At 45.7% G+C, this 19,041-nt stretch carries 14 protein-coding genes and 1 riboswitch; of the genes, 12 read left to right on the forward strand and 2 right to left on the reverse strand.

Features of this window, described 5'->3' with window-relative positions:
- Positions 1–29 precede the first annotated feature (29 nt).
- The 11 genes from QMA04_RS00540 (at position 30) to QMA04_RS00590 (ending at position 15,837) form a co-directional block, all read left to right on the forward strand.
- A complete protein-coding gene (locus QMA04_RS00540) occupies positions 30–3,185 on the forward strand; it encodes a DEAD/DEAH box helicase (RefSeq protein WP_290183589.1) in 3,156 nt (1,051 codons plus the stop codon).
- A 157-nt stretch (positions 3,186–3,342) separates the two neighbouring features.
- Entirely contained in the window at positions 3,343–3,957 is a 615-nt protein-coding gene (locus QMA04_RS00545) for an NUDIX hydrolase (RefSeq protein ID WP_191715066.1), read from the forward strand.
- Between the two features lie 145 nt (positions 3,958–4,102).
- The gene (locus tag QMA04_RS00550) at positions 4,103–5,176 is read left to right on the forward strand and encodes a branched-chain amino acid aminotransferase (protein WP_191714593.1); all 1,074 of its coding nucleotides are present in this window, start codon (positions 4,103–4,105) and stop codon (positions 5,174–5,176) included.
- 240 nt (positions 5,177–5,416) lie between these two features.
- On the forward strand, positions 5,417–6,616 hold the full coding sequence (locus QMA04_RS00555) for a multidrug effflux MFS transporter (protein ID WP_203340341.1): 1,200 nt from the start codon (positions 5,417–5,419) through the stop codon (positions 6,614–6,616).
- A gap of 150 nt (positions 6,617–6,766) precedes the next feature.
- Entirely contained in the window at positions 6,767–8,197 is a 1,431-nt protein-coding gene (locus QMA04_RS00560) for an alkaline phosphatase (protein WP_191714595.1), read from the forward strand.
- A gap of 35 nt (positions 8,198–8,232) precedes the next feature.
- Positions 8,233–8,877 (forward strand): hypothetical protein, encoded by a 645-nt coding sequence (locus tag QMA04_RS00565; protein ID WP_290183590.1) that lies wholly within the window; start codon positions 8,233–8,235, stop codon positions 8,875–8,877.
- Between the two features lie 200 nt (positions 8,878–9,077).
- Positions 9,078–10,088 (forward strand): hypothetical protein, encoded by a 1,011-nt coding sequence (locus QMA04_RS00570; RefSeq protein ID WP_290183591.1) that lies wholly within the window; start codon positions 9,078–9,080, stop codon positions 10,086–10,088.
- A gap of 315 nt (positions 10,089–10,403) precedes the next feature.
- Entirely contained in the window at positions 10,404–11,840 is a 1,437-nt protein-coding gene (locus tag QMA04_RS00575) for a carbon starvation CstA family protein (protein WP_290183592.1), read from the forward strand.
- 126 nt (positions 11,841–11,966) lie between these two features.
- A complete protein-coding gene (locus tag QMA04_RS00580; protein WP_290183593.1) occupies positions 11,967–13,214 on the forward strand; it encodes a TerD family protein in 1,248 nt (415 codons plus the stop codon).
- Between the two features lie 548 nt (positions 13,215–13,762).
- Positions 13,763–14,533, forward strand: coding sequence for a glutamate 5-kinase (gene proB, locus QMA04_RS00585; protein WP_191714600.1), 771 nt, complete (start codon positions 13,763–13,765; stop codon positions 14,531–14,533).
- Positions 14,534–14,562: 29 nt separating this feature from the next.
- On the forward strand, positions 14,563–15,837 hold the full coding sequence (locus QMA04_RS00590; protein ID WP_290183594.1) for a glutamate-5-semialdehyde dehydrogenase: 1,275 nt from the start codon (positions 14,563–14,565) through the stop codon (positions 15,835–15,837).
- A 46-nt stretch (positions 15,838–15,883) separates the two neighbouring features.
- Here QMA04_RS00590 and QMA04_RS00595 read toward each other — a convergent pair whose 3' ends face one another.
- The gene (locus tag QMA04_RS00595) at positions 15,884–16,297 is read right to left on the reverse strand and encodes a DUF4395 domain-containing protein (RefSeq protein WP_191714602.1); all 414 of its coding nucleotides are present in this window, start codon (positions 16,295–16,297) and stop codon (positions 15,884–15,886) included.
- 92 nt (positions 16,298–16,389) lie between these two features.
- A complete protein-coding gene (gene mgtE / locus QMA04_RS00600) occupies positions 16,390–17,748 on the reverse strand; it encodes a magnesium transporter (RefSeq protein ID WP_191714603.1) in 1,359 nt (452 codons plus the stop codon).
- A gap of 124 nt (positions 17,749–17,872) precedes the next feature.
- A riboswitch (cyclic di-GMP riboswitch) is annotated at positions 17,873–17,960 on the forward strand.
- Positions 17,961–18,006: 46 nt separating this feature from the next.
- Between mgtE and QMA04_RS00605 the strand changes: the two genes are divergently transcribed.
- Positions 18,007–18,876, forward strand: coding sequence for an amidase (locus QMA04_RS00605; protein ID WP_290183595.1), 870 nt, complete (start codon positions 18,007–18,009; stop codon positions 18,874–18,876).
- Positions 18,877–19,041: the final 165 nt, after the last annotated feature.

A 19,041-nucleotide genomic window follows, 5' to 3' on the forward strand; every position in this document is an offset into this window, starting at 1 on the left:
TCGGACATATACAGGAAGGAACTGGCCTTATGAACTTCTCACTTAATGAAACAAAAATAAAAAAATTATGCGGTCAGGCTGCTTTCAAAAAGGGCCGGGCTTTTATTCAGGCAGGCAAAATCCAGTTATCGCCGGATCCGAATGAAGATCGGCTGATGAAAGGGGTCGTCAGCGGACGCAATGAATTTTACGTCAGCGTTAAACAGGAAGCAGACGGGGAAATCCTGGCTTCCTGCAGCTGTCCGCCAGTCGGGTTTGTGTCGACTTATTGCCATCATATTGCCGGCGTCTTGTTGGCGATTGAGGACATGCAGCAGCGTGAGAATCCGGCTATGAAAATGCTCAGTGTATTCATGCGGCAAACAGCCGGCACAAAAGGAAGACGGCAGTATTTCGACAAACGGCAAACGCTTCAAATTGAATTCAGCATCCTGCCGGTTTTAATGGGAAAATCGGGTTATATGCTGGGTCTGCGGATTGCTGGGGGAATAACGAACCTGGAACCGATTCGTGATATAGGAGGGTTCTTGGCTGCGGTAAGGACGGAAGAAGCGTATAGTGAATCACCGGGCTTTTCTTACGCACCACCGGACCACCGCCTTGAAGATGACACTGAAAAAGTCCTCGATTATTTGGCGAAAACCCGAATGGCCGGAGTTGGAAATCTTGAGCAAACTGATTTATTGGTGATGGCTGCATCGGATTGGGAGCGGCTGCTGCCTTTAATGCAAGCCGCACCTAACGTCAAACTTATAGGGGCAGGACGGATTATCGAAGGCATCCGTATCGAAAAGGAAATGCCGCTATCTTTCCATTTCGATAAAAACCGATCAGGTGGATTTCGGCTGGATGTAGAAGGGCTGGAAGAAGTGCTGATTCTGAAGGCTTACGACATGGCAATTGCGGATGGCGCTCTATACCATTTGGCTGAAGAAGATGCCAGGCGCCTTGCGGAACTGAAGGAAATGCTGCCTGGCTCAATCGACCAGCTGATCATTCCATCACAGGAAATGGATCGATTTATGGCGACGGTTGCCCCTGGGTTGGAGCGTTTAGGAAAAGTGCATATTTCAGATGCCGTAGCAGAGCGGCTGGTGGAAACCCCTCTACGCGCCAAACTGTTTCTCGACCGCATCAAACACCGGCTGCTGGCCGGAGTGGAATTCCATTACGGACATTTGGTCATCAATCCATGTGAAGAGCCGGAAGACGAATTCCGCCATTACCCGGGAGTCCGCAGACAGCGAGAGCAGGAACAGGAAATCCTGCGAATCATGAAAGACAGTGCATTTACACAAACTGAAGGCGGCTTCTACATGCAGGATGAAGAAGCGGAATACCAGTTTCTTTATCATGTCATTCCAGTACTGGAAGAATTGATGCAAATTTACGCAACGACAGCTGTGAAGCTGCGAGTCCAAAAAAATTATGGCGGCCCTAAAGTGAAAGTTGAAATCAGTGAACGCACTGATTGGCTGGAGTTCCGTTTCGACCTTCAGGATATACCGGAAGCAGAAATCAAAAAGATTCTAAAGACATTGGAGGAAAAGCGGCCCTATTACCGCATCCCTAACGGAACGTTAATGTCTTTGGAGACGGCAGAATTCCTTGATTTAAGTGAATTTCTGCGTGAATTGGATATCACCGCAGCCAATTTTGGCAGAGAAGAGATCCGGATTCCATTGGTTCATGGGCTGCATTTGGCCGCATCATTGGATGAGGGACAGCTTCTTGATCCCGGAGCCGGCTTTGCGCACCTTCTGCAAAATTTGAATCGTCCGGAAGAGCTCGATTCAGACATACCGGAAAGTTTGAACGGTGTACTCCGCGATTACCAGGAAGCGGGTTTCCGTTGGCTCAAGCTGTTGGCCAAGTATAAATTCGGCGGAATCTTGGCTGATGACATGGGACTCGGCAAAACCTTGCAGAGCATCGCTTTCATCGTATCGATGCTGTCGGATATCCGTAAGCGTCAGCAGCCTGTGCTTGTGGTTGCGCCTTCATCGCTCGTTTATAACTGGTTGAACGAACTGACGAAGTTCGCACCAGCTGTAAAAGCCAAGATCATCGATGGCAATAAAACACAGCGGGCATCTTTGGTTAAAAACTCACAAGAGATGGATGTCATCATCACTTCCTATCCTTCCTTGCGCATGGATCAAGTACTGTACCGGGATCAACATTTTCATACGGTATTTTTTGATGAAGCACAGGCGTTTAAGAATCCTGTGACACAAACGGCGAAGGCCGTCAGAGGGATTCAGGCGGATTATCGCTTTGCGCTTACCGGTACGCCGATTGAAAATTCGCTCGACGAGTTATGGTCCATTTTCAATGTGGTGTTTCCGGAGTTGTTGCCAAACCGCAGGCTGTTCAGCGAGATGAGACGTGACAGCATCAAAAAGCGGGTGCGGCCATTCATTCTGCGCCGCATCAAGACGGAGGTTTTAACGGAACTTCCGGATAAAGTAGAGACAATCCAATTTTCGGATCTTCAGAAAGAGCAGAAGAAATTATACGCGGCTTATTTAGCTGAGTTGAAACAGGATGCACTGAAACATTTGAACAAAGACAGCTTCCAAAAGAACCGCATCCGAATTTTGGCCGGATTGACCAGGCTGCGCCAACTTTGTTGCCATCCCGCATTATTTGTGGAAGGTTATGAAGGAGGTTCCGCCAAATTTGATCAGTTGATGGAGATTGTAGAGGAATGCCGTCTTTCCGGAAGGCGTGTGCTGGTATTTTCGCAATTTACTCAAATGCTGGGCCTCATTGGCCGTCAATTGGCAAAAGAAGGGGTGCCTTATTTTTACTTGGATGGCCAAACGCCGCCTATGGAGCGGGTGGACTTATGCAGCCGCTTCAATGAAGGGGAAGGCGATTTGTTTTTGATTTCCCTGAAAGCCGGAGGGACAGGCCTGAATCTGACGGGCGCTGACACAGTCATTCTTTACGACTTGTGGTGGAATCCGGCTGTCGAACAGCAAGCTGCTGACCGGGCACATCGCATGGGACAGAAAAAGGAAGTGCAAGTGGTTCGGCTTGTCGCGAAAGGCACCATCGAAGAAAAGATCAATGAGTTGCAGATGAAAAAGAAAAACCTGATCGATGATGTCATCCAGTCAGGAGAAGAACCGCTGAAAGCCATGTCAGCTGATGATATCCGGGAAATTTTGACGATGTAATCCTATGAGTGTTGCTTATTTATGCCGTTTCAACGGTCAGTGTTATGAAAAATCCCCGCTGACCGAATTTTTTATGGATTCAACTAAAGAGCTTCTTCGAAAAGGAATTATTGTGTGGGTTTTGGTAAAATGGTTGAAAGAGAGCCGAGGTGTTGATATGGATCCGAAAAGCATGCTGGAAAAAGTGAAAAACCGGGTTCCTGATGTATTAGGGAATAAGGATTTTTCTAAATACGCCATTCTTTTGCCCCTTATCGAAAAAGAGGGAGAAATTCATGTCCTCTTTGAAGTCCGCTCATACGATTTAAGAAACCAGCCAGGCGAGATTTGTTTTCCAGGCGGCAAAATCGATTTCCAGGATCAGACCGAAGAAGACACGGCGGTCCGGGAAACGATTGAAGAACTGGGAATCAAAAGAGAAGAAATTTCGAATATCTTTCCATTGGACTACATCGTTTCGCCTTTTGGCATGATTGTCTACACATTTGCGGGCATTATCGATCCTGAAGCCGAATTCAGCCCGAATCCGCCGGAAGTAGATAGCATCTTTACGGTGCCGCTGTCTTTTTTCCTGGAAAAAGAACCGAAAGTGTACAGCATCAACTTTGATATCCAGCCGGAAGAAAGCTTTCCCTATGATTTGATTGCCGGAGGAGAAAATTACAATTGGCGGACGCGCCAGGTTGATGAGTTTTTTTATATTTATGACGACAAAGTTATTTGGGGATTGACCGCAAAAATACTTGCCCACTTTATTGAGATCATTCGCTGAATGGTCTTTTTGTTTTGGAAGAAAACGGGTCTTTTATCGTAATTTTTGAATTATGGCTGCCGAAGCTTTTAAAGGGCGGCAAGAACGTGTATAATTATTCATATTACTGATAATTATAATTATTTTCACAAAAGGAGTCCTGACGATGACTACATATCAGCTTGAGGTTATTGAAAATACCAGCAAAAAAGAAAAACCAGTGAAAGATCAAGTACCATTCGGGACTACGTTCACAGATCATATGTATATCTTGGAATACGAAACTGAAAAAGGCTGGTATGATCCAAAAATCGTTCCGTACGGCCCGATCAGCCTGGATCCGGCAGCGATGATTTTCCATTATGGCCAAACAGTCTTTGAAGGAATGAAAGCTTACCGTACAGAAGATGGCCGTATTTTATTGTTCCGTCCGGAAAAGAACTTTGAGCGTCTGAATCTTTCAAGCGAGCGCTTGAGCATTCCGCCAATTGATGAACAACAAGCTTTGGAGCATTTGACGCAATTGATCAAGCTTGAAAAGGAATGGGTACCGAAAACACCCGGAACTTCCCTGTATATCCGCCCTTATATCATTTCAACAGACGCCAACCTGGCAGTCGGACCGTCTCAAACCTATAAATACATGGTGATCTTGTCACCGGTCGGATCTTACTTCCCAGGTGGCCTTCAGCCGGTTGTCATCCATGTGGAAGACAAGTTCACCCGTGCTGTAAAAGGCGGCACCGGTATGGCCAAAACCGCCGGAAACTATTCATCGGGTTACCAGGCTCAAGCGAATGCCAAGAAAGAAGGCAACGCGGATGTCCTGTGGCTGGACGGCGTCGAGAAAAAATACATTGAAGAAGTCGGCAGCATGAACATTTTCTTCAAGATCAACGGCGAAGTGGTGACGCCTGAATTGAACGGCAGTATCTTGAAAGGCATCACGCGCATGTCCATTATCGAGTTGCTTGGCACATGGGGAATTAACGTAACAGAAAAACGCATTTCCATTGATGAACTGTATGAAGCCTATGAAGCAGGCCAAGTAGAGGAAGTCTTCGGCACCGGAACAGCTGCTGTTATTTCTCCGGTTGGAGAATTAAACTGGAAAGGCCAAAAAATGATCATCAACAACCATGAAATCGGTGAACTGTCGCAAAAACTATATGACACGATCACAGGCATCCAGACTGGGAAAGTTGAAGATACACTCGGTTGGACCGTAGAAGTAAAATAACAGCGAAAAAGTAAATCTGAAGCCCGTCGCTGCCCGGTTATCCTTCGTGATAACTTGGCAACGACGGGCTTTTTATTGTGTTGAGCCAACAGCGATTCATAAATTAATGAAAATCAGCACATCATTGAAGAAAGACAGGAATTATTATGATATGGTAGAAAACAGCAATTTACCCTTGAGCCGGAAATCCAAACTTGGATCGACCTGCTTATTTTGACAGGAAAAGGAGTGTGTAAAGCAGTGAAAAGCATAACCGGTTTAAAGCGCGTCCATTTTATTTTGCTGATGGGCGCGTTAACATCCTTGATTCCGTTCACGATTGATATGTATTTGCCGGCATTTCCAATCTTAGCCGACGTCTATGAAACGAATGCCACTTCTGTTCAATTGAGCTTGACCGCTTGCCTGCTTGGGCTGGCACTCGGCCAATTGATCGCCGGCGCACTCAGTGATATGCAGGGGAGACGCAAGCCGTTGCTAATTTCCCTGGTTGCTTATGCAATAGCGTCGGTAGCCTGCATTTTTGCTCCGAACATCTACATATTTATTCTTTTGCGCTTTGTACAGGGATTTGCGGCTTCAGGCGGGCTGGTTATTTCACGGGCAATCGTACGGGATGTCAGCAGTGGAGCGGAATTGACCAGATTGTTCGCTTTACTGATGGTCGTAAACAACCTGGTGCCATTACTGGCGCCTTCTGTCGGCAGCGGAGTGCTGTTGTTTGCCGACTGGCGCGGAATTTTCCTGGTGCTGACCGTATTGGGGATCGTCTTGCTGCTGATTTCGGCTTTCCGCTTAAAGGAAAGTCTGCCTCCCGAAAAGCGCGTCCCGAGCAACTTAAAATCGACGTTCAGCAATTTCGCGGGAATTCTGAAGAACCGCCAGTTTACCGGTTACGCATTGGCGCAAGGCTTTCTGATCGGAGGTGTTTTCGCCTATGTGTCTGGAACGCCTTTCATCTATCAAAATATTTACGGCGTTTCACCTCAGGTGTTCAGCCTGTTGTTTGGTATGAATGGCATCGGTTTGATCATCGGAAGTTACGCTGTCGGCCGGTTCTCGCATGTCTGGTCTGAGAAACGCTTTCTGGAAACAGCTCTATACGGCGCAACTGCCGCTGGTGCGGTTCTGCTGGCCGTTGTTTTACTGGACGGGCCTTTGTGGGCAGTTGTCATTCCGATTTTCTTTTTCGTCATGTCGATCGGTGTGGTCGGAACGGCCGCATTCACACTCGCTATGGAAAGCCAGGGCCATGTAGCTGGAAGTGCTTCTGCGCTATTGGGGCTGTTGCCTTTCGTTTTAGGGGCTGCGACAGCTCCACTTGTAGGGATTGCTGGAGAAAATACCGCAGTGCCAATGGGACTCGTCATTTTCTCTATGTGTGCTATCGCCTTATTGGCTTATCTCCTATTGGTGAAAAATTCAACTTCAACGATTTAAACTCACGAAAGCCCAGAGATTTCTGGGCTTTTTGTAATGCGTTTAAATGCCTATTTTAGGGAATTTACAGAAGCTAAACATGAGCTTCATGAAGGCTTAATATTCAGACCCTACACTGAACTTGTTCATCAAATGACTGGAGGGAAAAAAATGATACATAGAAACTTGAAGATGAAAGTACTTCCGATTGCTTTAGCTTCAGCAGTAGCTTTAACAGGAGTAAGCTCCTTCTCGTTATCAGCAGAAGCGCATGGCCCCGGCAACAATCAAGGAAAAGCTCCCGAGCACAGTCAAGGGAAGGGCAAAGGCGGCCATAAAAAAGATAAAGTAAAAAACGTCATTTTCCTGATCGGTGATGGTGTTGGGACATCGTATACATCTGCTCACCGGTATTTGAATGACGATCCTTCTACTAAGATGGTCGAAGCTATGTCGTTTGATCCGTATTTGGTTGGACAGCAATCGACTTATCCGGAAGACCCGGCGCAAAATATCACCGATTCGGCTTCAGCTGCAACCGCCATGTCTGCCGGCATCAAAACGTATAACAACGCCATTGCTGTCGATAACGATGAAAGTGAAGTGAAAACAGTCCTCGAGGCAGCCAAAGAAAAAGGCAAAGCGACAGGATTGGTTGCAACTTCTGAAATCACGCACGCCACACCGGCATCATTCGGTGCACATGATATTGCCCGGAAAAACATGAACGCTATTGCCGACGATTATTACGATGAATTGATCAATGGCGAGCATAAAGTCGATGTATTGCTGGGTGGAGGCGTCGATTTATTCGATCGTCCGGACCGTAACCTTACGGAAGAGTTCCAGAAAGACGGCTATAGCTACGTGACAGACCGCGACGAATTGCTGAGCAACGATGCAGAGCAGGTACTTGGGTTGTTTGCGCCGGCTGGCCTTCCGAAACTGATTGACCGTGATGACAGCACGCCATCATTGGCGGAAATGACAACGTCTGCAATCGACCGATTGTCTGAAGATGAAGACGGCTTCTTCCTGATGGTCGAGGGAAGCCAAGTAGATTGGGCAGGGCATGACAATGACATTGTGGCTGCTATGAGTGAGATGGAAGACTATGATCGAGCATTCCAGGAAGCGATCAAATTTGCTGAAGAAGACGGCAATACATTGGTCGTCGCGACTGCCGACCATTCGACTGGCGGCTTCTCCATTGGCGCAGACGGCATCTACAACTGGTTCGCTGAGCCGATCAAAGCAGCAAAGCGCACTCCGGATTTCATGGCTGAACAAATCGTCAGCGGAGCGGATGCAGAAGCAACTTTAAAGGAGTTTATCGACCTTGAACTGACAACTGATGAAATTGCTGCTGTGAAAAAAGCAGCGGCTGGCGGCAAGTATACGGATGTCGACAATGCCATTGAAAAGATTTTCGATAAGCGCTCGCATACCGGCTGGACAACTGGCGGCCACACTGGGGAAGATGTTCCGGTTTATGCATACGGCCCCGCAAGCGATAAATTTGCTGGACAGCTCGACAATACCGATCACGCAAAAATCATCTTTGATTTGCTGAAAGCGAAAGTGGAGATCAACGATAAATAATGTTCTTGAAATAAAGGATGGAATGGGGAACTGACATGAAAAAAACCGTTTATTTATTGGCGCTCTCCGCGCTATTGCTGGGAGGATGTTCAGAATCGGATGATTCGACAATGATCGCTTCGGCAGCCGATCAGACAAACGATATTCCGGGTTATTATGATGGTTATGTTCTGAGCCCGCAGGTGACAGATGACCGTCTGCTGCAGGAAACCGGCCAAAACAAGCGGGATGCCAAAGGAGAGGCAACAGTGAAGGCGGTGAACATGGACAGTGAAACCTATAAGGCGGGTCCGGTGGAGCTGATTGTGGCAGAATCGAAAATCCTTCAGCTCGAACCGGATTATAACCTGATTGATTTTTTTCATTCCTATACACATGAACAGGAATTTGAAGTCGTGAAGATGTTTGTGGAAATCACCAATACCTCCGATGAACCTATCCATTTTGCACCGGTAGCGTTACTCGAAACTGCTGAAGAAGAATTGAAGCTGTGGGAAGATGATATTTATCTGGAAGAATTGAATGGTGAATTGGCTCCAGGTGAAACCAAGACAGGCAATGTCGGATTTATTATCGAAAAAGGTGGAATTGAATCGATAAATATCACCACCAGTGATGTCTTCGACAGCAAGGACAAACAAATCGCCAAAGCAGTAGAATTCAATACGCAGTTCGAATAATATCGGGTTTTTGTAAAATTTTTTTAGAAAAAAAGTAATTATTAAAGTTTGGCAGGCTCTATTCCAGAGCCTGTTTTTCTATTTTTAAAATTGACGGAAAATAAAGAAAATATGTTTTTAAACAGATTGGAACAGTGTATGATAGAAGCAATTAAAACGGACGGAATAGGAAATTTCTTTACTAAAAGGAGAGGTTCGCCATGAAGCTGGTGGAACTGTATATCAGGGAAGTAACAAGAAGGCTGCCGGAAAAAAAGCGTGCTGAAGTTGAAGAAGAGCTGCGGACGATTATTGCGGAGAAGCTGCCGGTTGACTGCATGGAACAGGATGTGAAAAATGTGCTTGCCGAATTGGGCCATCCAGCAGTTTTGGCGAGCCGATATGCGGATCGGCCCATGTATTTGATCGGTCCAAGGTATTATGATCTTTATCTTCAGCTGTTGAAGCTTGTCTTGCCGATTGCCATCACTGTAACGACCATTGTCATTTTGATTGTCACGATTGTTTCAGGGGCAGGAGAGGAACCGGTCTTCACCATCATCGGAGAATTGATTGGACGAATCATTTCCGGAATCATCAATGCAGTGGTTCAAGCGGTCTTCTGGCTGACACTGGTTTTGGCATTTGTGGAACGCGCAGAGCATTCGAAATCGCAAAGGCCGTTGGGATTGAATTTTGAAGAATGGACACCGGATGACTTAAGGGAATTCCCAGAGCGTCCGCACATTTCCAAAGAAAAACGGATTCCCCGAAGCCAAATATTCGGCAGCCTGATTTGGACGGCTATTTGGACGACCGTTTATTTTAATGCAGATAAGCTGCTTGGAATTTACCAGCAAGGGCGGCAAGGCGGACTGGAATTTACCACACCCATCTTCAATCAGGCTGTTCTTGTTTCCTATTGGCCCCTGATTATCCTGGTCGTCGTACTGGAAATCACTTTGGCAGTCTATCAATGGCGGGCTGTACAATGGACCAATAAACTGGCGCTGTTCAATGCTTTTGTCCAAACGACTTCCGTATTGGTATTTGTTCTGGTATTCACCAATTCCAATTTAGTCAATGAAGCATTCCGCCAATGGCTTACTGATCTCTTTGGCGGGACGGCCTTCCTTACTTGGCTTATTGGCAGTATTTTAGTGGTGGTCATCATTTCTTCTGCTATAGATGCCATTCAAGGCATCCGAAAAGCCAGGATCCGTTCCCGATAGCAGTGGGCTGCACTGAATTCAACCACAAGGAAATCAACGATGGCGCAGGGAACTTTTCCCTGCGTTTTTTTGATGGAACAACCAAGGACTTTAATAAAGACATAATGATTTTGTAAACGCATTCTTTAATATACTATTCAATTCTTATGAAAATATTCCTAGTAAACGCCGATAAATAAGGGAATGTAAATTATTTTGATGAAAAATAGTTATTTTACAGTAAATTTGTTTTTTTCTAAATATTATGTTTATATATTTAAAAAACATGGTATCATAATTTATGCTTTTAACCACGACATCAGGAGGAACGTTCATATGATTACATTTTTTGCTGCTTTGGCATTACTTATTTTAGGATATGTTTTTTATTCGAAATTTATTGAGCGTGTTTTTGGCGTCGATGACAATACACCAACTCCGGCCTATGCCAAAACAGACAAACTGGATTATATGCCAATGAGCTGGTGGAAAGGCAATCTGATCCAACTGTTGAATATCGCTGGCCTTGGTCCGATTTATGGAGCAGTTGCCGGAGCGTTATATGGTCCAGTCGCTTTTGTCTGGATTGTGCTTGGCTCTATTTTCGCAGGAGGCGTGCATGATTACTTTTCGGGCGTCATGTCCATGCGCCATGGCGGTGCCCAATTTCCGACATTGGTAGGGAAGTACCTGGGTAAGAACGCCAAAGTATTTATCAATGGCCTGTCTTTAGTTTTGATGCTGCTGGTGACTGCAGCGTTTACTGCAGGACCTGCCCAGTTAATTGCCCAAATTACGCCAATTAACTTTATGACTGCTTTAATCATCATTTTCTTCTACTTTATCCTGGCGACGATTTTGCCGATAAATAAAATAATTGGCCGTATTTACCCCCTGTTGGGCGCCATTTTATTGTTTATGGCGGTAGCTGTAGCGGTAGCATTGGTCTTCTCGGGAAAACCGATGCCAAACTTGACATTTGCCAACCTGCATCCGGGTGATCTGCCGATTTGGCCATTGCTGATGGTGACCATTTCATGTGGCGCCATATCAGGATTTCACTCTACACAAAGCCCGATCATTGCACGCACGATGAAAAAAGAAACCGATGGCCGAAAGATTTTTTATGGTGCTATGATCATTGAGGGAGTTATCGCCTTAATATGGGCAGCAGCGGGCATGACATTCTTCAATGGTACGGAAGGCTTGGGAGCAGCGCTTGCTGCTGGAGGGCCATCAGGCGTTGTCAACGAAATCTCCATTTCCCTATTGGGTACGATGGGTGGACTGCTGGCGATTTTCGGTGTCATCATCCTGCCTGTAACGACTGGTGATACGGCGTTACGGTCTTCACGAATGATCTTGACGGACATCCTTTCGAAATTTGTAAACATGGAAGGCAAAGTGAAGGTCCTGCTGGTGACGATTCCACTGGCGATTCCAACCTTCTATATGGCAACAATCGATTATACTTTCTTGTGGAGATATGTCGGCTGGACGAATCAGCTGGTGGCGACATTCATGTTGTGGACAGCTGCAGTTTACCTGATGAAGAACTATAAGTTCCACTGGGTGGCTGGAGTGCCTGCCATGTTCATGACCGCCGTAGTCTCTATGTATATCTTCTATGCACCGGAAGGCTTGAACATGGATTATCAAATTTCCGCCATTATTGGCGCCTGCATCACTTTGGTGGTGTTGCTATGGTATGTGGCACAAATTATCAAATACAGAAGCTTGAAACAGCTACAGGCGGATTATCGCCCACTATAACCAAAACTCCCACAGGGCCTGGCTCTGTGGGAGTTTTTCTGTCTATGAGGGAATCATGTGAACATAGAATTTATTTACAGTATAGTAAAATAAGAAGCATTTTTGATATTCAAGGAGGAGAAATGGATGGTTGCATTGATAAAAGGACAAAAAGTGGATTTAACGAAAACACATCCACGCTTGAAGAATTTAAAGATTGGATTAGGATGGGATGTCAGCCAGACGGCTTCATCGATTGATTTGGATGCAGTGGCGTTGCTTGTGGATGCGGAAGGCAAAGTCGCTGGAAAAGAACATCTGGTCTACTACAATAACCTGTCGGACACAGCCTCTGCGGTCAAGCTTACAAACGATAATCAGACAGGAGCTGGGGATGGAGACGACGAACAAATCACTGTTCAATTGGATAAAATTCCAGGCGGAATCAAGAAAATTGCCGTAGCGATCAGTATTTATGAAGGAAAGGCAAAAAAACAGGATTTTGGCCAGGTGGCAAATGCTTATGTCCGGATTGAAGACGCCGACAGCCAAAAAGAATTGTGCCGTTACGATTTGGGCAGGGACTTCAACCAGGACCTGACGTTATTGACAGGAGAAGTGTATTTGCATAATGGAGAATGGAAGTTTTCCGCGATCGGCCAAAGCGTTTCCGGTGATCTTGGGGAACTGTGCAGGCAATTCAATCTGGAGCTGCCAGCGGAAGCATTCCTGAAAAAGGCTCAGGCTGTGAAAACAGAGACACCGAGCGCTAAATCTGCTCCGGTGAACTTAAAAAAAGTGGAGCTTAAAAAGACCGGCGACAAAATCAATTTGAACAAAACCGAATCGCCTTTAGGTGAAATAGTGGTTAATTTAAATTGGACGCAAAAAACGGGCGGAGGATTTTTGTCATCGGTTCTCAACGCCGGCAAATCAGTGGATTTGGATTTGGGCTGTCTGTTTGAGTTGGAGGATGGTTCCAAGGGTGCTGTCCAGGCGTTAGGCAATGCTTTTGGAAACTTGAAGCAACAGCCCTATATCGCGCTTGACCATGACGATCGGACAGGTACGTCCAAAAGTGGAGAAAACCTTCGCATTAATGGAGATCAGCTCAAGAAATTCAAACGTATACTGGTTTATGCTTTTATCTATGAAGGAGCGGCGAATTGGGCAGAAGTGGACGGGGTAGTGACTTTGAAGCAAAAAAATGGCCCGGACGTCGAAGTCCGCTTGGATGAACACCGCAAAGGCAAGCGGATGTGCGCCATCGCTTTGATCGAAAATGAGAAAAACCAAACCTTGAGCGTCAAGAAAGTGGTCGAGTACTTTGCCGGCCACAGGGAAGTGGACAAAGCTTTTAATTGGGGCATGACCTGGAGCGCAGGATCTAAATAAAAAGGGGAAAAGAGCATGGAACCATTCCATGCTCTTTTGTTTTGGCCGAAATCGTTCTGATTTGTCGGACTGATCGCGGGTTAATTTAAATAATTGCTTGTTGAATCCTGCTGTAAAAAGATCAGTGAAACCTTGTTTAAACTCTCTGCTTGTCTTTCAGTCGGCCCGTTCCGTCAAAAGTGCCGTTTGCGGATGGTGGGATTTGTGATAGACTGGCATTTCAACTTAAAATTAAAATTTTCAATTTAGTTTGAATAAATAATCCTTTTGAGTTCTTAAAGCTTGTTGCATAAGGAAATAAGAGATTTAAACTTTCATTAAAGTGAATAAATATTCAACTTTGTTGCATATTTAGATTGAGGAAATGTATTTATAGAGGAAAAAACATTTTATAACATTGACTTAAAATGCAAAACAGTGCATAATAACTCTATTAAATAGATTCGGGAAAGAAATGTTGGAAACAATGTCACGGAGGCAAGGTTCTTCCGTTTTTAGATGAAATGGAAGAATTTTTTTTATTTATCAAAATCGGGTGGTGACTGCACGTGGAGAAGAAAAGAATTGTTGTGAAGATTGGCAGCAGTTCATTGACAGATGAACGTGGCAAGCTGTCGATTGAAAAATTACGTGAGCACGTGGATGCGCTGGCTCGCTTAAAAGAATATGGGCACGAAGTCATTCTGATATCGTCGGGAGCAGTGGCGGCAGGGTGCACAAGCATGGGTTATTTATCGCGCCCTGATACGGTGGTCGATAAGCAATCAGCCGCCGCGGTCGGACAAAGCCTGTTGTTGCAGGCTTATGCTGATGAATGCAAAAAACATGAGATCGTGGCAGCTCAGCTGCTGTTGACGAAAGATTTGTATAAAAATGCCAATGCGACCATTTCAAAATTACTGGAAAGAAACGTCATGCCGATTATCAATGAAAATGACTCTGTTTCTGTAAAAGAGCTGACATTTGGAGACAATGATATGCTGTCGGCATTGGTCAGCGGGCTTGTCCATGCGGACTTCCTAGTGATTCTGACAGATATTAACGGCATTTATCAAGACAACCCAAGAACCAACCCACAGGCTCAAAAATACCTCCATCTTCAGGAAATCCCCGATGAATTAATAGAAGCTACCTCCTCGGAAGGCTCTGAAGTCGGAACAGGGGGCATGAAGTCAAAAGTTGAAGCCGCAAGAACGGCTTTGGCTTTAGGCGTCCAAGTGTTCATCGGTTCCGGGACAGGCAGCGAAAAGTTAGTCGACATTTTCCAGGGCAGAGGCGACGGAACCTACATCGGTGTCAAAACAGAACTGAGTGTTTAAGCAAAGGGAAATCGAAAGGGGCATCAGGAATGACCGAACTTCTACAGGAACAGCAAACTGAAAGCGAACTTCTCCAAAAGGCTAAGCAAGCGAAACAAGCTGCAGCCACATTGGCGAAATTGACGACCAAGCAAAAAAATAACGCCTTGCGTTTGATTTCAGCTCAATTGCTGGAAGAACAGGTCTATATCTTGGAAGAAAACAGCAAGGATGTTGAACAAGGACGCCAAAACAGAATGAGTGACTCCTTGGTCGACCGTCTTCAACTGGATCAATCCCGCTTGAAAGACATGGCGGATGCGCTGGTTCAATTGACAAAGCTGGCAGATCCCATAGGAGAAGTGCTGGAAAAATGGGAACGGCCAAACGGTTTGACGATGTCTAAAATCCGCGTGCCTTTGGGCGTTGTCGGAATGATTTATGAAGCGCGTCCGAATGTCACGGTTGATGCGTCCAGCTTATGTCTGAAAACCGGGAATTCTGTCGTGCTGCGCGGCAGCTCCACAGCAATCCACTCCAATAAAGCCATTGTTGCCGTTATTCATCGGGCACTCCAGAAAAGTGAAGTTCCAGTCGAATCCGTGCAATTATTGGAAGATACGAGCAGAGAAGCAGCTTCCCATATGTTTAAATTGAATCAATACCTGGATGTCCTCATCCCGCGAGGCGGTGCAAAACTCATTCAGACGGTCGTCCAAAACTCCACGGTTCCCGTCTTGGAAACAGGTGCAGGAAACTGCCATATATATATTGATGAGACAGCGGATGTAAAAATGGCGATTGAAATTGCGTTGAATGCCAAAACGCAGCGCCCTTCAGTGTGCAACTCCTGCGAAAGCATTTTGGTCCACAAAACTTGGGCAGACAAGCATTTAGCGGAGTTGTTTTCCGCTTTGCAGAACAAGCAGGTTGAAATCCATGGGGATGAGTCTATCCAACAACTCTCTCCTACGGTCATACCTGCAGAAAATGCAGATTGGGGAACGGAATACTTGGGTCTGGAAGTGGCAATGAAGACGGTCACTGGTGTGGATGAAGCGATTCAGCACATCAATACTTACGGAACCAAGCATTCTGAAGCGATCATTTCTTCCAATTCTGCAAATGTCGATCAATTCTTCATGGAAATTGATGCAGCAGCAGTCTACCATAACGCTTCTACGCGCTTCACAGACGGCTTTGAATTTGGGTTTGGCGCCGAGATTGGCATCAGTACACAAAAGCTTCATGCGCGGGGGCCTATGGGCTTGCCTGCATTAACTTCAACAAAATACATCATCCGCGGCAGCGGCCAGATAAAGTAAACTATAGAAAAAAGACCGGAGGCATTTGCTTCCGGTCTTTTTTGTGTCAGGCCTGTGCTTTTGTTCGGTTATGCTTCCACATCAGGTAACGGTAGCGGACAGTGCAGCCGATGCAATAGCCCATCAATGCAACTCCTGCTGCAAGTATGACCATAATGCTGAAGGCATAAGCAGCCAGTTGGATGCCTAAAGAGAAGAAAAGGAGTGACAGCCCCAGGCAAATCGTTGCAATCCATTGATTGAACAATTGCTGGTCTTTGTCTTCCTGCTGGTAGCTCGCTGACGGCTTTTTCAGAAAGCGGCGGCTAAAGTGGATGACAGGATTTTTCTTGGTGATCAATGTATAGGCTCCAACCGCAAACGGCAACAGCAAAATGGCTGGATGGAACAACAATGCTGCCAATACGGTGACGACGATGAAAGCTTGGTTTATTTGGACAAGGGGTTTGGGAATGGTCATGAACTCTCCTCCTTCAATTAAAACTTATTATACCTAGTAAATTACTAGGAACAAACCTAATTGCTCAGAAAGAGAGTCATTCGATTCGTTTTCTACATCAGCTGGGTAATGAACAATGTAGCCATGCCAAAATAGATCAATAAGGACAAGATGTCATTGATTGTCGTAATTAGCGGACCGGAAGCCACAGCCGGGTCAATATTGAATCGATAAAGAATCAAGGGAATGATTGTTCCGGCTAAGGTCCCGATAATCAAAGTCATCAGTAGCGAACCGCCGACCACAATGCCCAGCACAAAATTGCCTTGCCATACATAAGCAATCAATAAAATGAGAACAGAGCAGATGGCTCCGATGATGATGCCGACCCATAATTCCCTGATGACCAGCTGGACGGTCTGTTTAAAATTCAGCTTCTGGGAAGCCAATCCACGGACCACAACGGACAGCGACTGCGTACCCGTATTTCCGGTCATGCCGGCAATCATCGGCATAAAGAACGTCAGCGCTACAACAGTCTGAAGCGTTTCTTCGAATCGGCTGATGATGCCGCCGGAAAACAAGCCGATAAACAACAGGAGAATCAGCCAAGGCAGACGGCGATAAGCCGCAATCAAAGCAGGCGTATTAAAGTCGATTGACTTACCGGAAGCCGACAATTTTTCAATGTCTTCATTCGCTTCCTGCATGACGACATCGATGACATCGTCCACCGTGATGACCCCGGCAAGCGTATTGTCTTTTTCAACAATCGGCAACGTGACGAAATCATAGCGGCTGATCAATTGGGCGGCCTCTTCCTGGTCGGTCAGGACGTCGGCTTTGATGACGCGGTTGTACATGACTTCTTCGATTTTGTCCTCAAGGTTTCCAAGAATCAAATCCTTATAAGAAAGAACGCCAAGCAGCTTTTTGTCTTCGTCCACTACATAGAGGTAGTTGAGGTATTCCGCTAATTCGGCAAATTGCTTGATCTTATCGATAGCTTGCCGAATCGTGTAATGCCGTGGAATCCATACATAGCGGTTATTCATTAAGCGTCCCGCTGTTTCAGGTGGATACGTCATCGTATTGTGGACAAATCGGGAGTCGTCCTGATTGATCTGCGACAACAGCTCTTCAATGCGTTCCGGTTCCAAGTCGGCCAGCAACAAAGCCAAGTCGTCGTTGTCCATACGATCGAGGACCTTTGCCGATTTTTCTATACCCAGCTTATGAAGAATATCAATTTGTTCATTTTTCGGAAGTTCCTGCATCAGTTCCGTCAGTTGGCGGATCGTCAAATAGAGGAGAAACTTATTGCGGTGTTTGTCCGGCAGATGCCGGTACTGGATCGCCATATCATACGGCTGGAGCTCATCCAGGATGTCCTGGAATTCAATTATTTTTCCTTCTTTCATGGCCTTGATCAACGCCAATGTAATTTCGTCTTCAAGCAATGCTACAGTCATGGGGCTCACTCCTTCTATGCGGAAAATCCAGAAACTCTATTGTTGATTATTGCCTTAAATGCATGATTTGAAAAGGGGAGAAAAAAAGATAGCAGAATTGAATTAATTGACATATAATAATGAAAATCTGAAAAGGCAAACTTCACCGAAAGGGAAGGACGCAAAGCCATGAGCCTAACCGTTGAAAAACGCAAGGTTGTCAGGTTGCCTGGGTCTCGTTCTGTGAGCCACGGCCAGCAGAATGGGAGGAATAGAGATATGAAAAAATTAATGATGGCAGGTGTGTGGTTATTGTTTATGCTGACACAAACCGGTTTTCAGGCTCAAGCGGCTGAAGTGGATGTCAAAGCCACTTGGTTGTGGAATCCGTGGATGATCTACGAAGATGAAGCGGGTACGATCGCTTTTCTCGAAAGCAAAAATGTAAACAAAGTATATGTCCAGATTGATGCGGATATTCCGGCTGGTGTATACCAGAGCTTCATCGAAAAAGCTGGAGCTGCGGGCATGGCCATTTACGCGTTGGATGGAGCGCCTGACTGGGTGGCAGCAAAAGGATTTACCAAACAGGACCGGTTGATGTCTTGGTTGTCAGCCTATCAACAAAAGGCTGCCTTGACGCAGAAGTTCGCCGGTGTCCATTTGGATGTGGAACCTTATTTATACAGCGGTTGGAACACCAATCGTGCAGCAACAGTCAAAGCTTATCAAGCCTTGCTGATGAAAGCCGTATCCAGCACAACCGCGTTGAACTTGCCTCTGGAAGCCGATCTTCCTTTCTGGTTCGACGAAATTCCATATAAAAACACTTACGGTAGTGGCATACTTGCCGAATGGGTCATCGCCAATACGCACAGTGTCACGCTTATGGCTTACCGGGACTCAGCAACCATGATAACAGAACTGGTAAGAAATGAAGTGGCCTATGGAGTGAAATACGGAAAAACGGTTGTGGTGGGAGTTGAAACAGGCCAAACCGATGAAGGTGAAGCTATCTCCTTCTATGAAGAAGGCGAGGCTTTCATGAACAATGAGTTAGCTGCTGTTTCTTCTCATTATGCCTTTTCCAAAGGCTTTGGAGGAATCGCAGTTCATCACGTGGACAGCTGGAAGACGATGGCTCCGTAAAAATTAGTCCACAACGATTTCTTTATTTTCCTAACAAGGAAACAGCAGACTCAGTTTAAATAGCTGAATCTGCTGTTTTTTTCGTAGAGTTAAGTCAAGTGAAATATGGTACACTATCCATAAATTATGAAACAATAAGGTTTTTAATAGAAATATTTTACTTTA

Origin of the sequence: Planococcus sp. APC 3900 (assembly GCF_030407735.1) — a bacterium.
Lineage (GTDB): Bacteria > Bacillota > Bacilli > Bacillales_A > Planococcaceae > Planococcus > Planococcus notacanthi.